At 37.0% G+C, this 16,133-nt stretch carries 17 protein-coding genes; 12 read left to right on the forward strand and 5 right to left on the reverse strand.

Going from position 1 to position 16,133, the window contains the following annotated elements; genetic code table 11:
- Positions 1–271: 271 nt before the first annotated feature.
- Positions 272–547, reverse strand: a complete 276-nt coding sequence (locus B3I52_RS09575; protein ID WP_293300710.1) for a hypothetical protein — start codon at positions 545–547, stop codon at positions 272–274.
- A 5-nt stretch (positions 548–552) separates the two neighbouring features.
- Positions 553–954 (reverse strand): methylmalonyl-CoA epimerase, encoded by a 402-nt coding sequence (mce, locus tag B3I52_RS09580; RefSeq protein WP_293300712.1) that lies wholly within the window; start codon positions 952–954, stop codon positions 553–555.
- Between the two features lie 199 nt (positions 955–1,153).
- On the opposite strand from mce, the gene B3I52_RS09585 reads away from it, so the two are divergent.
- The 7 genes from B3I52_RS09585 (at position 1,154) to B3I52_RS09615 (ending at position 8,057) form a co-directional block, all read left to right on the forward strand.
- Positions 1,154–2,365, forward strand: coding sequence for an IscS subfamily cysteine desulfurase (locus B3I52_RS09585; protein ID WP_293300714.1), 1,212 nt, complete (start codon positions 1,154–1,156; stop codon positions 2,363–2,365).
- A gap of 123 nt (positions 2,366–2,488) precedes the next feature.
- Entirely contained in the window at positions 2,489–2,902 is a 414-nt protein-coding gene (iscU, locus tag B3I52_RS09590) for a Fe-S cluster assembly scaffold IscU (protein WP_293300715.1), read from the forward strand.
- 75 nt (positions 2,903–2,977) lie between these two features.
- Entirely contained in the window at positions 2,978–3,304 is a 327-nt protein-coding gene (locus B3I52_RS09595) for a HesB/IscA family protein (protein WP_293300717.1), read from the forward strand.
- A 279-nt stretch (positions 3,305–3,583) separates the two neighbouring features.
- Complete coding sequence (locus B3I52_RS09600) at positions 3,584–5,494, forward strand: AMP-dependent synthetase/ligase (RefSeq protein WP_293300718.1); 1,911 nt, start codon at positions 3,584–3,586, stop codon at positions 5,492–5,494.
- A 253-nt stretch (positions 5,495–5,747) separates the two neighbouring features.
- A complete protein-coding gene (gene lysS, locus B3I52_RS09605; protein ID WP_293300720.1) occupies positions 5,748–7,457 on the forward strand; it encodes a lysine--tRNA ligase in 1,710 nt (569 codons plus the stop codon).
- A gap of 92 nt (positions 7,458–7,549) precedes the next feature.
- Positions 7,550–7,735, forward strand: a complete 186-nt coding sequence (locus B3I52_RS09610) for an RNA-binding protein (protein ID WP_293300722.1) — start codon at positions 7,550–7,552, stop codon at positions 7,733–7,735.
- A 109-nt stretch (positions 7,736–7,844) separates the two neighbouring features.
- Positions 7,845–8,057: a hypothetical protein gene (locus B3I52_RS09615; RefSeq protein WP_293300724.1), complete on the forward strand. Its 213-nt coding sequence runs from the start codon at positions 7,845–7,847 to the stop codon at positions 8,055–8,057.
- Between the two features lie 45 nt (positions 8,058–8,102).
- On the opposite strand, the gene B3I52_RS09620 is transcribed toward B3I52_RS09615, so the two are convergent.
- Positions 8,103–8,648: a DUF2892 domain-containing protein gene (locus B3I52_RS09620; RefSeq protein ID WP_293300726.1), complete on the reverse strand. Its 546-nt coding sequence runs from the start codon at positions 8,646–8,648 to the stop codon at positions 8,103–8,105.
- Positions 8,649–8,733: 85 nt separating this feature from the next.
- Between B3I52_RS09620 and B3I52_RS09625 the strand changes: the two genes are divergently transcribed.
- Both B3I52_RS09625 and ung read left to right on the forward strand, forming a co-directional pair.
- Entirely contained in the window at positions 8,734–9,252 is a 519-nt protein-coding gene (locus tag B3I52_RS09625) for a TlpA family protein disulfide reductase (protein ID WP_293300728.1), read from the forward strand.
- 42 nt (positions 9,253–9,294) lie between these two features.
- Positions 9,295–9,969, forward strand: coding sequence for a uracil-DNA glycosylase (gene ung / locus B3I52_RS09630; RefSeq protein ID WP_293300730.1), 675 nt, complete (start codon positions 9,295–9,297; stop codon positions 9,967–9,969).
- Positions 9,970–10,035: 66 nt separating this feature from the next.
- Here ung and B3I52_RS09635 read toward each other — a convergent pair whose 3' ends face one another.
- Positions 10,036–10,506, reverse strand: coding sequence for an Lrp/AsnC family transcriptional regulator (locus B3I52_RS09635; RefSeq protein WP_293300732.1), 471 nt, complete (start codon positions 10,504–10,506; stop codon positions 10,036–10,038).
- 142 nt (positions 10,507–10,648) lie between these two features.
- On the opposite strand from B3I52_RS09635, the gene B3I52_RS09640 reads away from it, so the two are divergent.
- Both B3I52_RS09640 and B3I52_RS09645 read left to right on the forward strand, forming a co-directional pair.
- Positions 10,649–11,302: a metal-dependent transcriptional regulator gene (locus B3I52_RS09640; RefSeq protein ID WP_293300734.1), complete on the forward strand. Its 654-nt coding sequence runs from the start codon at positions 10,649–10,651 to the stop codon at positions 11,300–11,302.
- On the forward strand, positions 11,302–13,164 hold the full coding sequence (locus B3I52_RS09645) for an Nramp family divalent metal transporter (protein ID WP_293300736.1): 1,863 nt from the start codon (positions 11,302–11,304) through the stop codon (positions 13,162–13,164). The genes B3I52_RS09640 and B3I52_RS09645 overlap by 1 nt, the downstream gene beginning before the upstream one ends.
- 87 nt (positions 13,165–13,251) lie before the next feature.
- Here the strand turns inward: B3I52_RS09645 and B3I52_RS09650 are convergent, their stop codons facing one another.
- Complete coding sequence (locus B3I52_RS09650) at positions 13,252–15,516, reverse strand: TonB-dependent receptor (protein WP_293300738.1); 2,265 nt, start codon at positions 15,514–15,516, stop codon at positions 13,252–13,254.
- 141 nt (positions 15,517–15,657) lie between these two features.
- Between B3I52_RS09650 and smpB the strand changes: the two genes are divergently transcribed.
- Positions 15,658–16,107: an SsrA-binding protein SmpB gene (gene smpB / locus B3I52_RS09655; RefSeq protein ID WP_293300740.1), complete on the forward strand. Its 450-nt coding sequence runs from the start codon at positions 15,658–15,660 to the stop codon at positions 16,105–16,107.
- Positions 16,108–16,133: the final 26 nt, after the last annotated feature.

The following is a 16,133-nucleotide window of genomic DNA, read 5'->3' on the forward strand; positions in this document are numbered from 1 at the left end:
ACCTCTATTTTAGAGGTTGCAAATATCAGTATTTTATTTATTAGAAACAAGTACCAATTAGAATATTTTCTAAAACCCCTAAGAAACTGTTAAAAGGTGGAATAAATAGTGTACCACGCGAATTTTCTGGCAAAAACCTATCCTGTAGTAAGTTTTGTACGGTCTTTCCCTATCCGTCATAGCTGCATCCTATACGCACGTGAAGCGTCTTAAAGCAAAAAAGCCTAATTCCAACGCATTAATGGTAAAAAACCTTAAAGTAGCTACTTTACTACTTCGAGTATTTATTCCAAATTTCCAATTTCGCTTTTTGTCTGGCGATATAAGCATCGGCTATTACTTCTCCAGAACTTGAATTTTCGGCACTTTCCAATAGTTGTTTTAGCTTATCTTGGTCAACATCGGCACGATAAAGAATTTGCACCAATTTAGAAAAATCGTCTTCTACTAGATATTCAAAAGCCTTTACCAAAACCTCTCGCAATTGATTTTCTGATAAGTCTTCTGATAGTTCAAAGTCTTTGCCTACCATTTTAGCTAACGACATTTTACTCATCTAATTTCCTGACAAAGTTCTACCAATACCCCATTTGTTGTTTTTGGATGCACAAAGCAAATCAACTTATTATCTGCACCTTTTTTTGGCTCTTCGTTTAACAGCACAAAACCTGCTGCCTTCAATCTTTCCATTTCGGCATAAATATCATCTACATCAAAAGCAATATGGTGTATCCCCTCTCCCTTTTTAGCAATGAACTTGGCAATAGCACTGTCATCGGCTGTGCTAGCCAATAATTCTATTTTATTTTCTCCGGTTTTGAAGAAAGCAGTAGCTACGTTTTCACTTTCTACTCGTTCGGTTTTGTAGCAACTTGTGCCCAACAATTGCTCGTACAAAGACGAAGCTTTTTGTAAATCAGCAACTGCTATACCAATATGTTCTATCTTATTCATAGATTTAAGGTTATCAGAATGTAAAAATGCACGTTTTATCTATAGTATCATAGCCATTATTTACAATTGTTCGCAAAGTTTTTTCGTATCTTTGTATCATAAATAAGCATAAAGGCGAAAGCCGAAAGCCGAAAGCATTTAATTCACCTGCTTTAAGCTTTGGTCTTTCAGCTGTCGGCAAATAAAAAAAGATACAAGAATGGAACTTCCTATTTATTTAGATAACAACGCTACCACACCGCTAGACCCAAGAGTATTGGAAGCTATGCTGCCTTATTTCACTAACAAGTTTGGTAATGCCGCTAGCCGTAACCACGCTTTTGGATGGGTTGCAGAAGAAGGTGTAGATTATGCCCGCGAACAAGTTGCAAAATTGATTGGCTGTACAGAAAAAGAGATCATCTTTACTTCTGGCGCTACCGAAGCTGACAACTTGGCTATCAAAGGTGTTTTCGAGATGTATGCTGACAAAGGCAACCATATTATTACTGCTACTACAGAGCACAAAGCTGTGTTAGATACTTGCAAACACTTAGAAAAACAAGGCGCTAAGGTTACTTATCTAAATGTAAAAGAAGATGGTTTAATTGATTTAGCTGAATTGGAAGCTGCAATGACACCAGAAACTATTTTAGTAACCATTATGTACGGAAATAATGAGATTGGGGTAATTCAACCAATTAAAGAAATTTCTGCTATTGCACACAAACATGGTGCTTTATTCATGACGGATGCAACACAAGCAGTGGGTAAAATTCCTGTTGATGTAAATGCTGATGGCATTGACTTAATGGCTTTCAGTGCGCACAAAATGTACGGACCAAAAGGTGTTGGTGCTTTATATGTACGTAGAAAAGGACCAAGAGTTAAAGTAACCGCCCAAATGGACGGTGGTGGCCATGAGCGTGGCATGCGTTCTGGCACATTAAACGTACCCGGTATTGTTGGTTTAGGTAAAGCTTGCGAGCTTTGTCGTTTAGAAATGGACGAAGAAACTAAACGTTTATCAGCTTTACGCGATAAATTGGAAAGTGCTTTAACAGTATTAGAAGAAAGTTATGTAAATGGTAACGTACAACACCGTTTACCTCACGTAGCTAACATTTCTTTCAAATATGTAGAGGGTGAAGGCTTAATGATGGCAATGAAAGATTTAGCAGTTTCTTCGGGCTCTGCTTGTACTTCTGCTTCGTTAGAACCATCTTATGTGTTAAAATCTTTAGGTCTTTCTGATGATTTGGCACACTCTTCGATACGTTTTGGACTAGGAAGATTTACTACTGAAGAAGAAGTTGATTACGCAATAGAAAACACCAAGAAAGCTGTTAACCATTTGAGAGACCTTTCTCCACTTTGGGAAATGTTTAAAGAAGGTATTGACTTGAGCAAAATTGAGTGGGCAGAACACTAAGACGAGTTACGATTGTAGATTTACGAATTACCATTTGAAATACACAATCATTAAATAAATAAAGAATATAACAATTTACGATGGCAGGAAATCTAAAATCGTAAATCTAAAATCTAAAATATCATGGCATATTCAGAAAAAGTGATTGATCACTACACCAACCCTAGAAACGTTGGTACTTTAAATAAAGAAGCTAAAAACGTAGGTACTGGCTTAGTAGGTGCTCCAGAGTGCGGCGACGTAATGCGTTTACAAATAGAAGTTGATGACAACAACGTAATTACTGATGCTAAATTCAAAACTTTTGGATGCGGCTCGGCTATTGCTTCTTCTTCTTTAGCTACAGAATGGTTAAAAGGCAAATCTATTGACCAAGCTTTAGAAATTGACAACATGGATTTAGTAGAAGAATTGGCTTTACCTCCGGTGAAAATTCACTGTTCGGTATTGGCCGAAGATGCCATCAAATCTGCCATTAACGATTATCGCGTTAAAAACGGGTTGGAAGCATTAGCATTACCTAAATCGCACCACTAAAATAGATGTGAAAAAATAGATGTGAGATGTGAGTTTATAATCCGTCTCAAATCTCACGTCTCAAATCTTACTAAAATGATTACTATAACAGATAAAGCAAAAAGCAAAATAGACGACCTAATGCAGGATTCTGAAATGGGTTCTGATTATTTTTTACGTGTTTCTGTAAAAGGAGGTGGTTGTTCCGGATTATCTTATAATTTAGATTTTGATAACGAAGAACAAAAAGGCGATCAATTTTTTGAAGACCGCGGCATTAGAATAGCACTGGATATGAAATCATTTTTATACCTAGCCGGCACGGAATTAGATTTTACTGATGGCTTGAATGGTAAAGGATTCAACTTCGTAAACCCTAACGCTAGTCGTACCTGCGGTTGCGGAGAAAGTTTTTCTGTATAAGATAATCTCGTTCAGGCTGAATTCATTTTACGGCGTAGCTTTCCGCACCGATAAATCGGCACAAGTTTCACCACAGGCCAGCATCGGCTTTTAGTAATATTATAAATAGACTCTAAAACAAATTTAGAGTAACGATAAAACAAAAGGTTCCAATTTATAATTGGAGCCTTTTGTCATTTTAAAAACGCAATTTTTACCAACAATCATTCATTCATTTTGTATTATTAGTCGCAATACTTTATCATTGTTAGTTCAAAATATCACCAAACATAATGTAACATGGTATCATTCAACGAATTTTCTACCGTACCTACGCTTTTACGTAACGTTGTAAAAAACATCCATCAACCAGAAGAAACCTTTCTAATCCATAAAAAAGGAGATAAATGGGAAGAGATTTCTTTTAAAGAAACCTTAGCTAAAGCTGATGCAGTTGCTGCATTTTTTCTAGAAAAAGGTATTGTAAAAGGTGATAGATTAGGTTTGATGATGGAAAATTCGCCAGAATATGTGTATTACGACCAAGGTATTCAACAAATTGGTGTAATCAATGTATCCATCTATCCTACCCTTTCTGAACATGAAGTAGCTTACATTATTAATGATTCGGGCATTAAAGCCATCTTGGTGGGCAATACCTTTTTGTTTAAGAAGATATTGAAAGTTGCCGAAAACTGTCAAGAATTAAAATATATCATTCCAGCATTTGCCGATTTTGGAAAAATAGCAATTCCAGAAGATTTGAATATTGAAATAATTGATTACAACACCATTTTAAATAGACCTGTATCTGCAGAAGAGATTACTGAAATTGATAAACGCAGAGCCGAAGTATTACCAGAAGATGTTTCTTCTTTAATTTACACTTCTGGTACCACCGGAACACCAAAAGGAGTAATGCTTACCCATTACAATTTTGTAAAAAACGTGGAGGTTTGTTTACAGCAAATCCCAGTAATTGATGAAACAGAAACGTTCTTATCTTTCTTGCCTTTGTCGCACGTATTTGAGCGCACGGCCACTTACCATGTATGTTGTGCGCAAGGCTGTAAAATTGCTTTTGCGCAAAGTTTAGAGCTTTTGGCCAAAAACATGAGCGAGGTTAGACCTACGGTAATGTCATGCGTACCTCGTTTGCTAGAGCGTATCCACGATAAAGCCATTAAATCTGGCACGGCAGCAGGTGGTTTAAAAGCAAAAATATTTACCTGGGCCTTAGAAGTTGGCAACAACTATAGAGTTACCAAAGAAGCAGGTAGAAACCCTGGATTGCTATTGAGCGGTAAAAAATCAATCGCCGAGAAATTAGTTTTCAGCAAAATTAAAGAAAAAACTGGCGGACGTTTAAAATTCATGATTTCGGGAGGAGCAGCATTGCCTAAAAATGTTGGGGAGTTCTTTGGCGATTTAGGCATTAAAATATTGGAAGGTTTTGGCTTAACGGAAACTTCTCCGGTAATGTCGGTTACGGAGTACCACAGACAGGTTTATGGTACGGTTGGCCGTGTAATTCCAGGTATTGAGATTGGCATTCAAAATGTTGATACCAAGCAGATGATCAATATCCAAACCTACGATACCTTTAATGAAAACTTTGAGTGCGAAGAAGGCGAAATTATTGTTCGTGGTCACTGCGTGATGAAAGGCTATTTTAACAAACCTGCCGAAACTGCCGAAGCGATTGATAAGGACAAATGGTTCCATACGGGAGATATTGGTCGTTTTTACAAAGGTAACTTGCAAATTACCGACAGGCTGAAAAACATGATTGTAAATGCCTATGGCAAGAATGTGTATCCAACGCCAGTAGAAAACATTTACCTGAAAAGCCCTAAAATTGACCAGTTGTTTTTAATTGGTGATAAAAAGGAATACATCACGGCAATTATCATCCCTAATAAGGAGACTTTACAAGAAACCTTTAATTTAAAAGAAGATTTCTTCCAACGTGAAGGAGATTTTATTGCAGAGAAAGAAATTAACGATTGGATTGGTAAGGATATTAAAAAGATTTCTAACGAACTAGCTAAATTTGAGCGCATCAAACATTTTATCGTAAAGCGTAACCCGTTTAGTATTGAGGAAGGCGAAATTACGCCTACTTTGAAAGTGAAACGTAGAATTGTAGAGAAAAAATATGCTCCTGCAATTGCGGAGATGTATGCGAAGGATAGTGCGGAGGTGGAGTAAACGATTTGGTTGGTAATCACACCAACCAAAGGGAAAATTGCTGTTCGACATTTGTAATGTCGAACTACCTATACGGAATTTTTAATTCCATTTTGTAGCATATAAGCATAACTTTAGTTCGGATTAAAAACCCTATGATATTGCTTCGGAATTACAAATTCCGAAGAGCAAAGTTCATCATGACGGAATATTAGCGGCGGCTACACATCGCAATGACGCAAAAAAATTACTACTTTTGCAAAAAATACCATAAATGAGTATAGGATTATCAGAACAGGAAATACAAAGACGTGATTCGCTAAAACAACTACGCGAATTGGGCATTGACCCTTACCCTGCCGAGGCTTTCGAAATAAATGCCTACGCCGCAGATATTAACGAAAATTACGAAAGAGATAAAACTGCTTATAAGAACATCAGCATTGCTGGACGTATTATGACCCGCCGTATTATGGGTAACGCCTCGTTTGCTGAGTTGCAGGACTCTACCGGTAGAGTGCAACTTTACCTAAAGCGTGATGATTTGTGCCCTGATGAAGATAAGACTTTGTACAACACGGTTTTCAAGAAATTATTAGATCTTGGCGATTATGTTGGCATAAAAGGCTATGTATTTACTACGCAAACTGGCGAGATTTCGGTGCATGTAACTTCGTTAACCGTATTATCGAAATCATTAAAACCACTCCCTGTGGTAAAGCGTGACGATGATGGCAATATATACGACGGCTTTACTGACCCAGAATTGCGCTACAGAATGCGCTATGTGGATTTAACGGTAAATCCTGATTACAAACAAATTTTCATCAACCGTTCTAAGGTTATCAATACCATGCGTAATTACTTCGACAGTCAAGGCTGGATGGAAGTAGAAACGCCAATTTTACAAGCGGTGCATGGTGGGGCGGCGGCTCGTCCGTTTGCGACACACCACAATACGTTAGATATGCCTTTGTTCTTACGTATCGCTAATGAGCTTTACTTAAAAAGGTTAATTGTTGCTGGTTTTGATGGTGTTTACGAGTTCGGTAAAATGTTCCGTAACGAAGGGATGGATAGAACGCACAACCCTGAGTTTACTTCGATGGAAATCTACGTGGCCTACAAAGACTACGTGTGGATGATGGGCATGGTAGAAGAGTGTTTGGAGAAAATTGCCGTAGCTATTCACGGTTCGCCAGTGGTTAAAGTTGGTGAGCATGAAATTGATTTTGCTGGTCCGTATGAGAAGTTAACGATGTACGAATCAATTCAAAAATATACTGGTATTGATGTGTCGGAAATGAGCGAAGCCGAGTTGGTACAAACTTGTAAAGATTTAGGCATTGCAACTGATGATACAATGGGGCGTGGTAAATTGGTGGATGAGCTTTTCAGTGAGAAAGTGGAAGCTAACTTAATTCAGCCTACTTACATTACCGACTACCCCATTGAAATGACGCCTTTGGCCAAGAAACACCGCAGCAAAGAAGGCTTGGTAGAGCGCTTTGAGCTATTTGTAATGGGTAAAGAAATTGGCAACGCTTACTCTGAACTGAATGATCCAATTGACCAAAAAGAGCGTTTCGAAGAACAATTGAAATTAGCCGCCAGAGGCGATGATGAAGCCATGGCAATGGATGATGATTTTGTTCGTGCGTTGGAATATGGCATGCCTCCAACTTCTGGTTTAGGCATTGGTATCGATAGATTGGTGATGTTAATGACTGACCAATCGACCATTCAAGAGGTGTTGTTTTTCCCGCAGATGCGCCCAGAGAAAAAGAAAATTGAGCTTTCTGCTGAAGAAGCTGAATTGTACGCTTTAGTTAAAGAAGGTGAACAACAATTACTCAGCAATATAAAAGCAAAATTATCGGAATGGAGCAACAAAAAGTGGGATACTACCTTGAAAGGCTTAACCGGAAAAAACATCCTTAAAGTAACCAAAACAGACGATGGTTTGTTTTTAGAACATAAATAGATATAATTGCTAAACATCTTAAATCCTCAGTTATTAACTGGGGATTTTTTGTTCAACTTTTCTTAACCTTAATTATTAACCAACTAAGCTTTATGAAAGAAATAGCACTTAAAGATGGCGACTTTTGTCAAGTAATTTTTGGCACACATAAAGGCAAAACGGGCAAAGCCACCGATTTAAACATTAGCAAAACGGGGCATCTCACCATCACCGTTGTGCAAGAAAATGGCACTCGGTTTAAAACGTTAGCCAAGAATGTTAAAGTAACCATGAGCTAACAGTTAGCGTGAAAGCTCCTTAACAAAACCATAACATAAAGTTAAAAGTTTATTGCATTTACAGTAAAAGTTCTTCCCTATTTTAGTGCAGTATTAAAATTTAACTAAAATGAATAGTTCAAGTATCGAAATTACAGAAAACGAATATTGCATTAAACTAAGTAAAGACACTTTTGACTTATCGCTTATTCGTCAGTTAATTAAACGTATCCAAGCTGAAGAGTTGTTTTTCAGCAAAAAGAAAATTGAAGAGGAGGAAGATTTATTGAGCAGGGCAAATGCTGCTTATGAAGAAAGTTTTGATCGCTTGTGCGACAAATAAAAAGAGCTAATTCCATCTCGGCATTAGCTCTGCTCTAAAACTCTTTTATCTATGGCTGTAGCGCACTTGCTGTTGCCTATCTAACATGCCCAACTGATCTTTCATTTGCTTAATCTGATCAGCTAACAGTTTATTTTTATCTGCTTTCTTGGCTTCTGCTAAATACATTTGGGCTTCGCGTTTATTGCGTTTTCCCATGGCAATACCTGCTAAACTTAATTTAGCTAAAGCTACGTTATGATCCATGTGTAAGCCCAAACTTAAAGCTGCTTTGAAATATTTTTCAGATTTCATTGGTGCTTTTCTCGACTCCAACAATCCTAACAAAAGGTTATAATAACCATACTGCATTTTGTTCAATTGCTTTTCGTAGTTAGTAATTCTAGCTAAAGCAACTTCAGCTTTACCCATTTTATCCTTACGCAAATGCCATTGTGCAATTAGCATATTTTCGTTGTAGAAATAGGTTACAAAAACAAATATACTTAGCAAAATAGTAGGAATGCCCCAACCCCAATAACCAAAAACAAAAAGTGCAACCGCAGCAGCAACTAAAACAAAGCCTATAATTAAACGTACTAAATTTGACATAGTTTTTCAATATTTCTGCAAATATCGGTTTTATATAGCAGAAAATAACGATTTAATTTATAATTTCAACAAAAATTAGATAACGATGAAGTACCTACTTGCCATCACCTTCGGATTATTTTTCGTTTCGGCGAAATCTCAAGAAATCAATAAAAAATTAGAAGATCAAATAAAACACAAACAAATCATGTTAAACCAGTGTTCAAGAGAGGGTTTAGTAGAATTCCCTGAATTTAAAGCTAGCTACGATGCCAACTACGAAAACTATAATATAGACTCTACAACTGTACCTCAGTTAATCAAGTTAATGAAGGGTAAAAAAATAAAAGTGGTTTTAGGCACTTGGTGTGGCGATAGTAAGTATCAAGTACCAAACTTTTTAAAGGTAACAGATGCGGCAAAAGTTAAAGAAGATGATGTTTCTTTTATTGCAGTTAATGGCGATAAAAAAGCTGAAAATGGTTTAATAGGCGATCTTGACATTCAACGTGTACCTACGTTTATTGTTACCGATAAGCAAGGGAAAGAAATTGGTCGTATTGTAGAGCACCCTAAAAAAAGCCTAGAACTGGATTTAGTTGATATTTTAACGGCAAAAAAATAAGATATTTACTTCTTTTTAAACTTTATACTTTTAACTTAAAAAATGGCTGTAGATTTAGAACCAAGCTGGTTTAAAATTTTAGAAAGCGAATTTGAAAAACCTTACATGAAAGCCTTAAAAGATTTTCTTCAACAAGAAAAACAGGCAGGCTTTACCATTTACCCAAAGGGATCTGATATTTTCAACGCTTTTAACCATACTCCCTTTGAAAAAGTTAAAGTAGTAATTTTAGGGCAAGACCCTTATCACGGTGTTGGGCAAGCGCATGGCCTGTCTTTCTCTGTACAAAAAGGCGTGGCTACACCTCCTTCGCTTAAAAATATTTATAAGGAACTGGCGGATGAATTTCCTGATTTCAAAGCCCCAAATCATGGCGAACTTACCGCTTGGGCCAACCAAGGCGTTTTATTGTTAAACGCCACATTAACCGTTAGAGCACATACCGCTGGTTCACATCAAAAAAGAGGTTGGGAGCAATTTACAGACAAGGTAATTACCGAATTATCTGAAAAAAGAACAGGTTTAGTTTTTATTTTATGGGGCAACTATGCTAAGCAAAAAGAAGCATTGATAAACAAAAGCAAACATTTTATCATTAGCGCTGCGCATCCATCGCCTTTTTCAGCTTACAATGGTTTCTTTGGCTCAAAGCCATTTTCTAAGACAAACGAGATTTTAAAGCAACAGGGCAAGCAAGAGATTAACTGGACCCCCTAACCCCCTGAAGGGGGAATTGCCAAAGTTGGCGAATATGCAGAAGTCCCCTTTAGGGGATTTAGGGGTTTAATACTCCAACGGCACAATTGGTTCTTTCTTCGTGGTTGACATGATCATCATCGTTTGGAAAGTCTTCACTACAGAAATCTTGCTGATTTTATCCATAATTAAACGCTCGTACGATTTGATGTCGCTTACATAAACCTTCAACAAGAAATCGGCCTGACCAGTTACATGATGACACTCCGTTACTTCCTTAATTTGGTTTACTTCGTCTAAAAAGATTTGAATGGTATTATTTTTATGAAAATCTAATTGAATTTGGATAAAGGTTTTAATACCCAAACCTAGTTTTTCTTCATCAACCAAAGCATGATAGCTTTTAATGTAACCAGACATTTCTAGTTTACGAACACGCTCTAAAGTTGGCGCTGGCGATAAACCTATTTCTTGCGACAAAAGCAAATTGGTAATTCTACCGTTTTCTTGCAATAATCTCAAGATCTTAAAATCAATTTTATCTAACTCTAATGCCATACTTGTTTTTTAATTGAAAGGTGTAAAGGTATAACAGAAAGCTCAACCCGCCAAATTTTATTCTAAAATTAATGTAAAAAATTAACTAATATTTTATTAAAAATTTTTAGATTTGTCTAAATAATGAATTAGAAAAACAAAAATGCAATCTTATACCGAAGAGAATTATTTAAAAATAATTTATCACTTATCAGAAATTAGTCATCCAGTGCTTACTAATGCCATTTCGGAGCGTATTCAAACCAAAGCGGCATCAGTAACGGATATGATTAAAAAACTTTCGGAGAAGGGATTGGTAAATTATGTAAAATATCAGGGCGTAACCTTAACAGATAAAGGCAGATCAACGGCCATCAATATTGTGAGGAAACATCGCCTTTGGGAAGTTTTTTTGGTAGATAAGCTTAATTTTAAATGGGATGAAGTGCATGAGGTTGCCGAAGAACTAGAACACATCCAGTCTAATTTATTAATTGAACGCTTGGACGAGTTTTTAAATTTCCCCCGTGTTGATCCTCATGGAGACCCTATTCCAGACAAACATGGTAATTTTGCAGAACTGGCCCTAGTAAAGTTAAGTAAGTTAAAACCTGGTGACCAAGGAACCATTACTGGCGTAAGTGAGCATTCTTCTGCTTTCCTCAAGCATTTAGAAAAGCTGAGCTTAACACTTGGAAAACAAATACAAATTATCGAAGTATTGGCATTTGATGGTTCGGTAGAATTATTGGTTGAGCAGCAAAAAACAAATATAAGTAGAGAAGTAGCTAAGTACATTTTAATTACCAAAAGCTAATGACCGAGAAACAATCGCTTAGCGAAGTACATCAGAGTGTAAACACCGACCAAAAAAAAGGTTGGCGACGAATATTAGCGTTTTTAGGCCCCGCGTACTTAGTTAGCGTAGGCTATATGGACCCTGGAAACTGGGCTACCGACATCGCTGGCGGCAGTAAGTTTGGCTATCAGCTTATTTGGGTATTGCTCATGTCGAACTTAATTGCGCTGTTACTCCAATCGTTAAGCGCTCGTTTGGGTATTGTAAGAGGACTAGATTTAGCACAAGCTTCGAGAAACACTTATCCTAAATGGGTAAACTTTCCGTTATTTATATTGGCACAAACCGCTATTATTGCTTGCGATTTGGCCGAAATTATTGGGATGGCCATTGGTTTAAACCTACTTTTTGGCTTACCATTAATTTGGGGCATATCTATTACCATTTTCGATACGGTACTATTGCTTTTCTTACTTAACAAAGGGATGCGCAAAATGGAAGCCTTTATTGTTTCCATGGTTTTTATTGTTGGCGTTTCGTTTTTGGTAGAAATGTTTATTGTAGAACCTTCTTTAAAAGAAATTGTAAAAGGTTTTGAGCCTTCGATTCTGGGCGGAGAGGCACTTTATATTGCTATTGGTATTATTGGTGCCACCGTAATGCCACACAATCTTTATCTTCATTCTTCTTTAGTACAAACGAGAAAAATCGAGAGAGATAGCAAGGGAATCAAGGAAGCGATCAAATTTAACTTTATAGATACCGCAGTAGCCTTAAACTTGGCATTTTTTGTTAATGCTGCAATTTTAATTTTAGCCGCGGCAGCTTTCTATAAAAATGGTTTTCACGAAATTGCCGAAATACAGGATGCACACGAATTACTAACACACATCTTTGGAAATGTAGCTCCTGCCCTATTTGCCATCGCATTAATTGCTGCTGGGCAAAGCTCTACGGTTACCGGCACACTTGCCGGACAAATTGTAATGGAAGGACATTTGAACCTGCGCATACAACCTTGGCTACGCCGATTAATTACTCGGCTGTTAGCTATTGTTCCTGCATTTTTTACCATACTTTATTTCGGAGAAGATGCCCTAGGCGGATTGCTAATTTTAAGTCAGGTTGTATTGAGCCTACAATTGGGTTTTGCCATTATTCCTTTAATCCATCTTAACTCAGACAGGAAAGAAATGAAGGAATTTACCATCAAAACTTGGGTAAAAATATTAGCTTGGTTAAGCGCTGGCGTTATTGTAGCACTTAACATTAAATTAGTTATCGAAGAAATTTCTGGTTGGGCAACCGCAACCAACGGAGCTTGGTACATTTATACCATTGTACTACCTATCGCTATGCTGATCGCACTATTGCTAGCCTATATTTTCGTTTATCCTTTCGTGAGCAAAAAACAAAGAATAGGCAATGTTCCGCATGGCGATGCCTTAGCCATTGGTCATATTGAAAAAATCAATTACGAAAAAATTGGTATTACTGTTGATTTTTCGGAGAACGACAGAAAAACTATTCGCCATGCGCTGATACAAGGCGGGAAAGAGGCGCATTACTATTTAATTCATGTAGTAGAAACCGCAGCTGCCCGCTATCATGGCAAAACAGCAATGGATCACGAAACGCAATCAGATACCGATAATCTCAAAAAATATCAAGAAAACCTAGCCGATTTAGGCTACCATGCCACACCTCATATTGGTTTTGGCGGCACAGCACAAGCCATCGCCGAAATCAGTAATGCAAACGGACTAGAACTTTTGGTAATGGGTGCCCACGGACATAAGGGCTTAAAAGATCTGATATTTGGTACCACAGTAGATTCGGTACGGCACAAAGTGGATATTCCCGTTTTAATTGTGAGGTAGGCTGTTGATACCTAGAGGAGGTGCTCTTACAGATTTGTAATCTGGAAGTCTTATCAGCGGATTTGTAATCCGCAACTAAAAAAAAACCTAGCTCAAATTATACCTTAAACCAAAAAAACCTCTTATACCTTGGTTTGGTGCATAAACATAACTGGGGTCAAAAGTTAAACCATAAGGATTATTTGGCATAGCCACTGCATTTCCATTAGGGTCAAATTGCACTTGCTTGTCAAACGGATCGTTAGCTCTAGCAATAATAAATGGGTTATTTCGAGTTGGCTTAAAGTTCAGCAAGTTTTTTACGCCACCATATACTTCCAAGTTCTTAAACCCACGATACGTAAATTGAATATTCTGCAAACTCCAAACTGGCGAATGAGGTTGACGTGGATCTCGTAGCTCATCTAACAATGGTAAACGCATCGGTCCGTAAATATTTCCAGTGTAGTCAATTCCTAAATTTAGTTTGTTAATGAGGTAAGAAACCGACCAAGTTCCCAACCATTTCTCGGTAAGGATTTGTTGCATTTTTATACCGTCTTCTATCAAACCAACATCCTGCAAAGTAATACCTGCATTTAGTTTTAAACCAAAATTTAAAGACACATCTAAATTACCAGTTAAACCCTTACTTACCGCATAACCGTCTAAATTATCGTATATAATCTGGCTAGTATTGGTCTCGTAATCTGCCACAATACGGTTAGTAAAATGCGTATAAAATGCTGAAACATCAAAGGTGAAGATATTACCGTTGGTAGCGTAAAGCTTTTTCAGATAGTTCAAATTTACATTATAAGTTTTCTCTGGCTTTAAATCGTTTTCTATCACTACCTCTCTAGCTCCTGTTAAGGCGGCATGGTCTTCTGTAAAAATATTGACCACCCTAAAACCAGTTCCAGCGTTTAATCTTAAAATACTCGTTTCATTAAAATTGATTTTATAAGCAAAACGAGGTGTAAAAATATTGCCGTGGTTAGAATTATAATCGTAGCGCATTCCCAACAACAACGAATGCTTTTGTGCTAATTTGATTTCATCTTGAGTGAATATGCCTGGCAGGTAAGTATTTTCTGGCTGCGAAAAAGTTGCGACTGTATTATCCTTATAGTAAGTATAACGCAAAGCCGTACCAAAGAGTAAATCGTGGTTACCTAACTTTTTATCCCAAGTAAGTTGCGAAAAGGCAATATTTTGTTGGGCGATGTAAGAGGTTTCTCCATAGCGACTATCCTGATTATGGTTTGTCAACGAAAAAGCGAAGAACATCTTTTCCTTAATTGGCAATTGGTAATTCCCTAACACCTCAAAACGTTTGGTGTAAATACTTTCGCCATAAACTTCATCGCCACCACGATGAGCTTTTGTCCAATTCATCTCACCACCCCATCTATCTTCATATAAGAACCTCCCTGCTAAAGAGAACAAACGATTTTCTTTCCTACTAAAATTCCATTTTTGGAAAACAGAAATACGATCTTGCAGAGTAACGTCAGTAAAATTATCATGGTTTTGGTCTATTTTATTACCATATTTAAAGTAATTTACTCCAGTTAAGACATTCACTTTAGGATGAATTTTGGCTTTAAATCCCAAATCAAGATTATGCTCTAGGTAACTCGTAGTCATAAAATCGGCACTTAAAGAAGGTGCTTTACTTACATCTTTAGTAATGATATTGATTAAACCACCTACAGCTTCGCTACCGTACAGCGAAGATGCAGGGCCTTTAACTACTTCTACCCTTTCTACCAACGAACTTGGAATTCCAGACAGTCCATAAACAGTAGAAAGACTGCTCACAATCGGCATTCCGTCAATCATCACCATCGTATAGGGGCCTTCCAATCCGTTGATATGAATATCGCCGGTATTACAAATATTGCAATTGAGCTGAGGGCGAACACCATTGATGTTCTGCAGTGCATCAAAAATACTTGGGGTAGGGTTTTTCTGAAAAAATTTAGCGGTGTATATCTCTACCGGAACTGGACTTTCTAGCCTATTCACTTCCTTTTGTGTTCCGGTAATTACCACCTCTTTTAAATCTTCCTTTTGTTCTATCAAATTAAAATTCAATACCGTATCCGAAGAAATATCAACCTTATTCAATTGTGTTTTATAGCCCACAGCTGTAATTCTTAGGTGGTAGCTACCTGCCTTTAGTACAACAAAACCAAATTCTCCATCAACATTGGTTTGTGTAGAGCGTTGCATTTCTACCAAACGCACATTGGCTTTAGCAACAACATTACTATTACTTGTTACCTTCCCTTTTATTACCAAATCTTGTGCAAAAGATGTTGTAAACAGGAGTAACAAACTGAAAATAAGTATTAGTCTTCGCAACATATTAGCTCTATTTAAATATATATTTAGACAAATCTAAAAATAAATTTAGAAAAAAAAAACAACAAACAGAATTTTATTAAAAAAACTAATATTTCTAACAAATAGTTACAGGTATCCTTAATAATTGTTGATATTTGTACCATGCCTAACGATATACAGATAAAGAATAAGCGGGCCTACTTTGACTATAATATTTTAGATAAATATGTAGCCGGAATTGCGCTGCTTGGCACCGAAATAAAATCGATAAGACAAGGGAAAGCCAATTTAACCGATGCTTTTTGCACATTTATAGGCAGTAGTCTTTATGTAAGGAACCTTCATATCTCCGAATACAGCCATAGTTCTTTTTATCATCACGATATTAAACGAGACAGGGTTTTATTATTACAAAAGAAAGAGCTAAGAAAAATAAAAATAAAAGGAGAGGAAAAAGGTTTCACCATTGTTCCGCTAAGGATTTTTATTAATGAACGTGGTTTTGCCAAGATGGAGATAGCTTTAGCACAGGGTAAAAAAGAGTTCGACAAACGCGACAGCATTAAAGAAAGGGATAGCAAACGTGAGTTGGACAGGGCAATGAAGTTTTAAGTAGTCCGAAGTCAGATTTCCGAAAG

Source organism: Pedobacter sp. UBA4863 (genome assembly GCF_002399615.1).
GTDB lineage: Bacteria > Bacteroidota > Bacteroidia > Sphingobacteriales > Sphingobacteriaceae > Pedobacter.

Coding starts and splice junctions, on each gene's coding strand:
- B3I52_RS09575 (WP_293300710.1), bottom strand. CDS start 547: ATGTCGTTAGCTAAAATGGTAGGCAAAGACTTTGAACTATCAGAAGAC.
- mce (WP_293300712.1), bottom strand. CDS start 954: ATGAATAAGATAGAACATATTGGTATAGCAGTTGCTGATTTACAAAAA.
- B3I52_RS09585 (WP_293300714.1), top strand. CDS start 1,154: ATGGAACTTCCTATTTATTTAGATAACAACGCTACCACACCGCTAGAC.
- iscU (WP_293300715.1), top strand. CDS start 2,489: ATGGCATATTCAGAAAAAGTGATTGATCACTACACCAACCCTAGAAAC.
- B3I52_RS09595 (WP_293300717.1), top strand. CDS start 2,978: ATGATTACTATAACAGATAAAGCAAAAAGCAAAATAGACGACCTAATG.
- B3I52_RS09600 (WP_293300718.1), top strand. CDS start 3,584: ATGGTATCATTCAACGAATTTTCTACCGTACCTACGCTTTTACGTAAC.
- lysS (WP_293300720.1), top strand. CDS start 5,748: ATGAGTATAGGATTATCAGAACAGGAAATACAAAGACGTGATTCGCTA.
- B3I52_RS09610 (WP_293300722.1), top strand. CDS start 7,550: ATGAAAGAAATAGCACTTAAAGATGGCGACTTTTGTCAAGTAATTTTT.
- B3I52_RS09615 (WP_293300724.1), top strand. CDS start 7,845: ATGAATAGTTCAAGTATCGAAATTACAGAAAACGAATATTGCATTAAA.
- B3I52_RS09620 (WP_293300726.1), bottom strand. CDS start 8,648: ATGTCAAATTTAGTACGTTTAATTATAGGCTTTGTTTTAGTTGCTGCT.
- B3I52_RS09625 (WP_293300728.1), top strand. CDS start 8,734: ATGAAGTACCTACTTGCCATCACCTTCGGATTATTTTTCGTTTCGGCG.
- ung (WP_293300730.1), top strand. CDS start 9,295: ATGGCTGTAGATTTAGAACCAAGCTGGTTTAAAATTTTAGAAAGCGAA.
- B3I52_RS09635 (WP_293300732.1), bottom strand. CDS start 10,506: ATGGCATTAGAGTTAGATAAAATTGATTTTAAGATCTTGAGATTATTG.
- B3I52_RS09640 (WP_293300734.1), top strand. CDS start 10,649: ATGCAATCTTATACCGAAGAGAATTATTTAAAAATAATTTATCACTTA.
- B3I52_RS09645 (WP_293300736.1), top strand. CDS start 11,302: ATGACCGAGAAACAATCGCTTAGCGAAGTACATCAGAGTGTAAACACC.
- B3I52_RS09650 (WP_293300738.1), bottom strand. CDS start 15,516: ATGTTGCGAAGACTAATACTTATTTTCAGTTTGTTACTCCTGTTTACA.
- smpB (WP_293300740.1), top strand. CDS start 15,658: ATGCCTAACGATATACAGATAAAGAATAAGCGGGCCTACTTTGACTAT.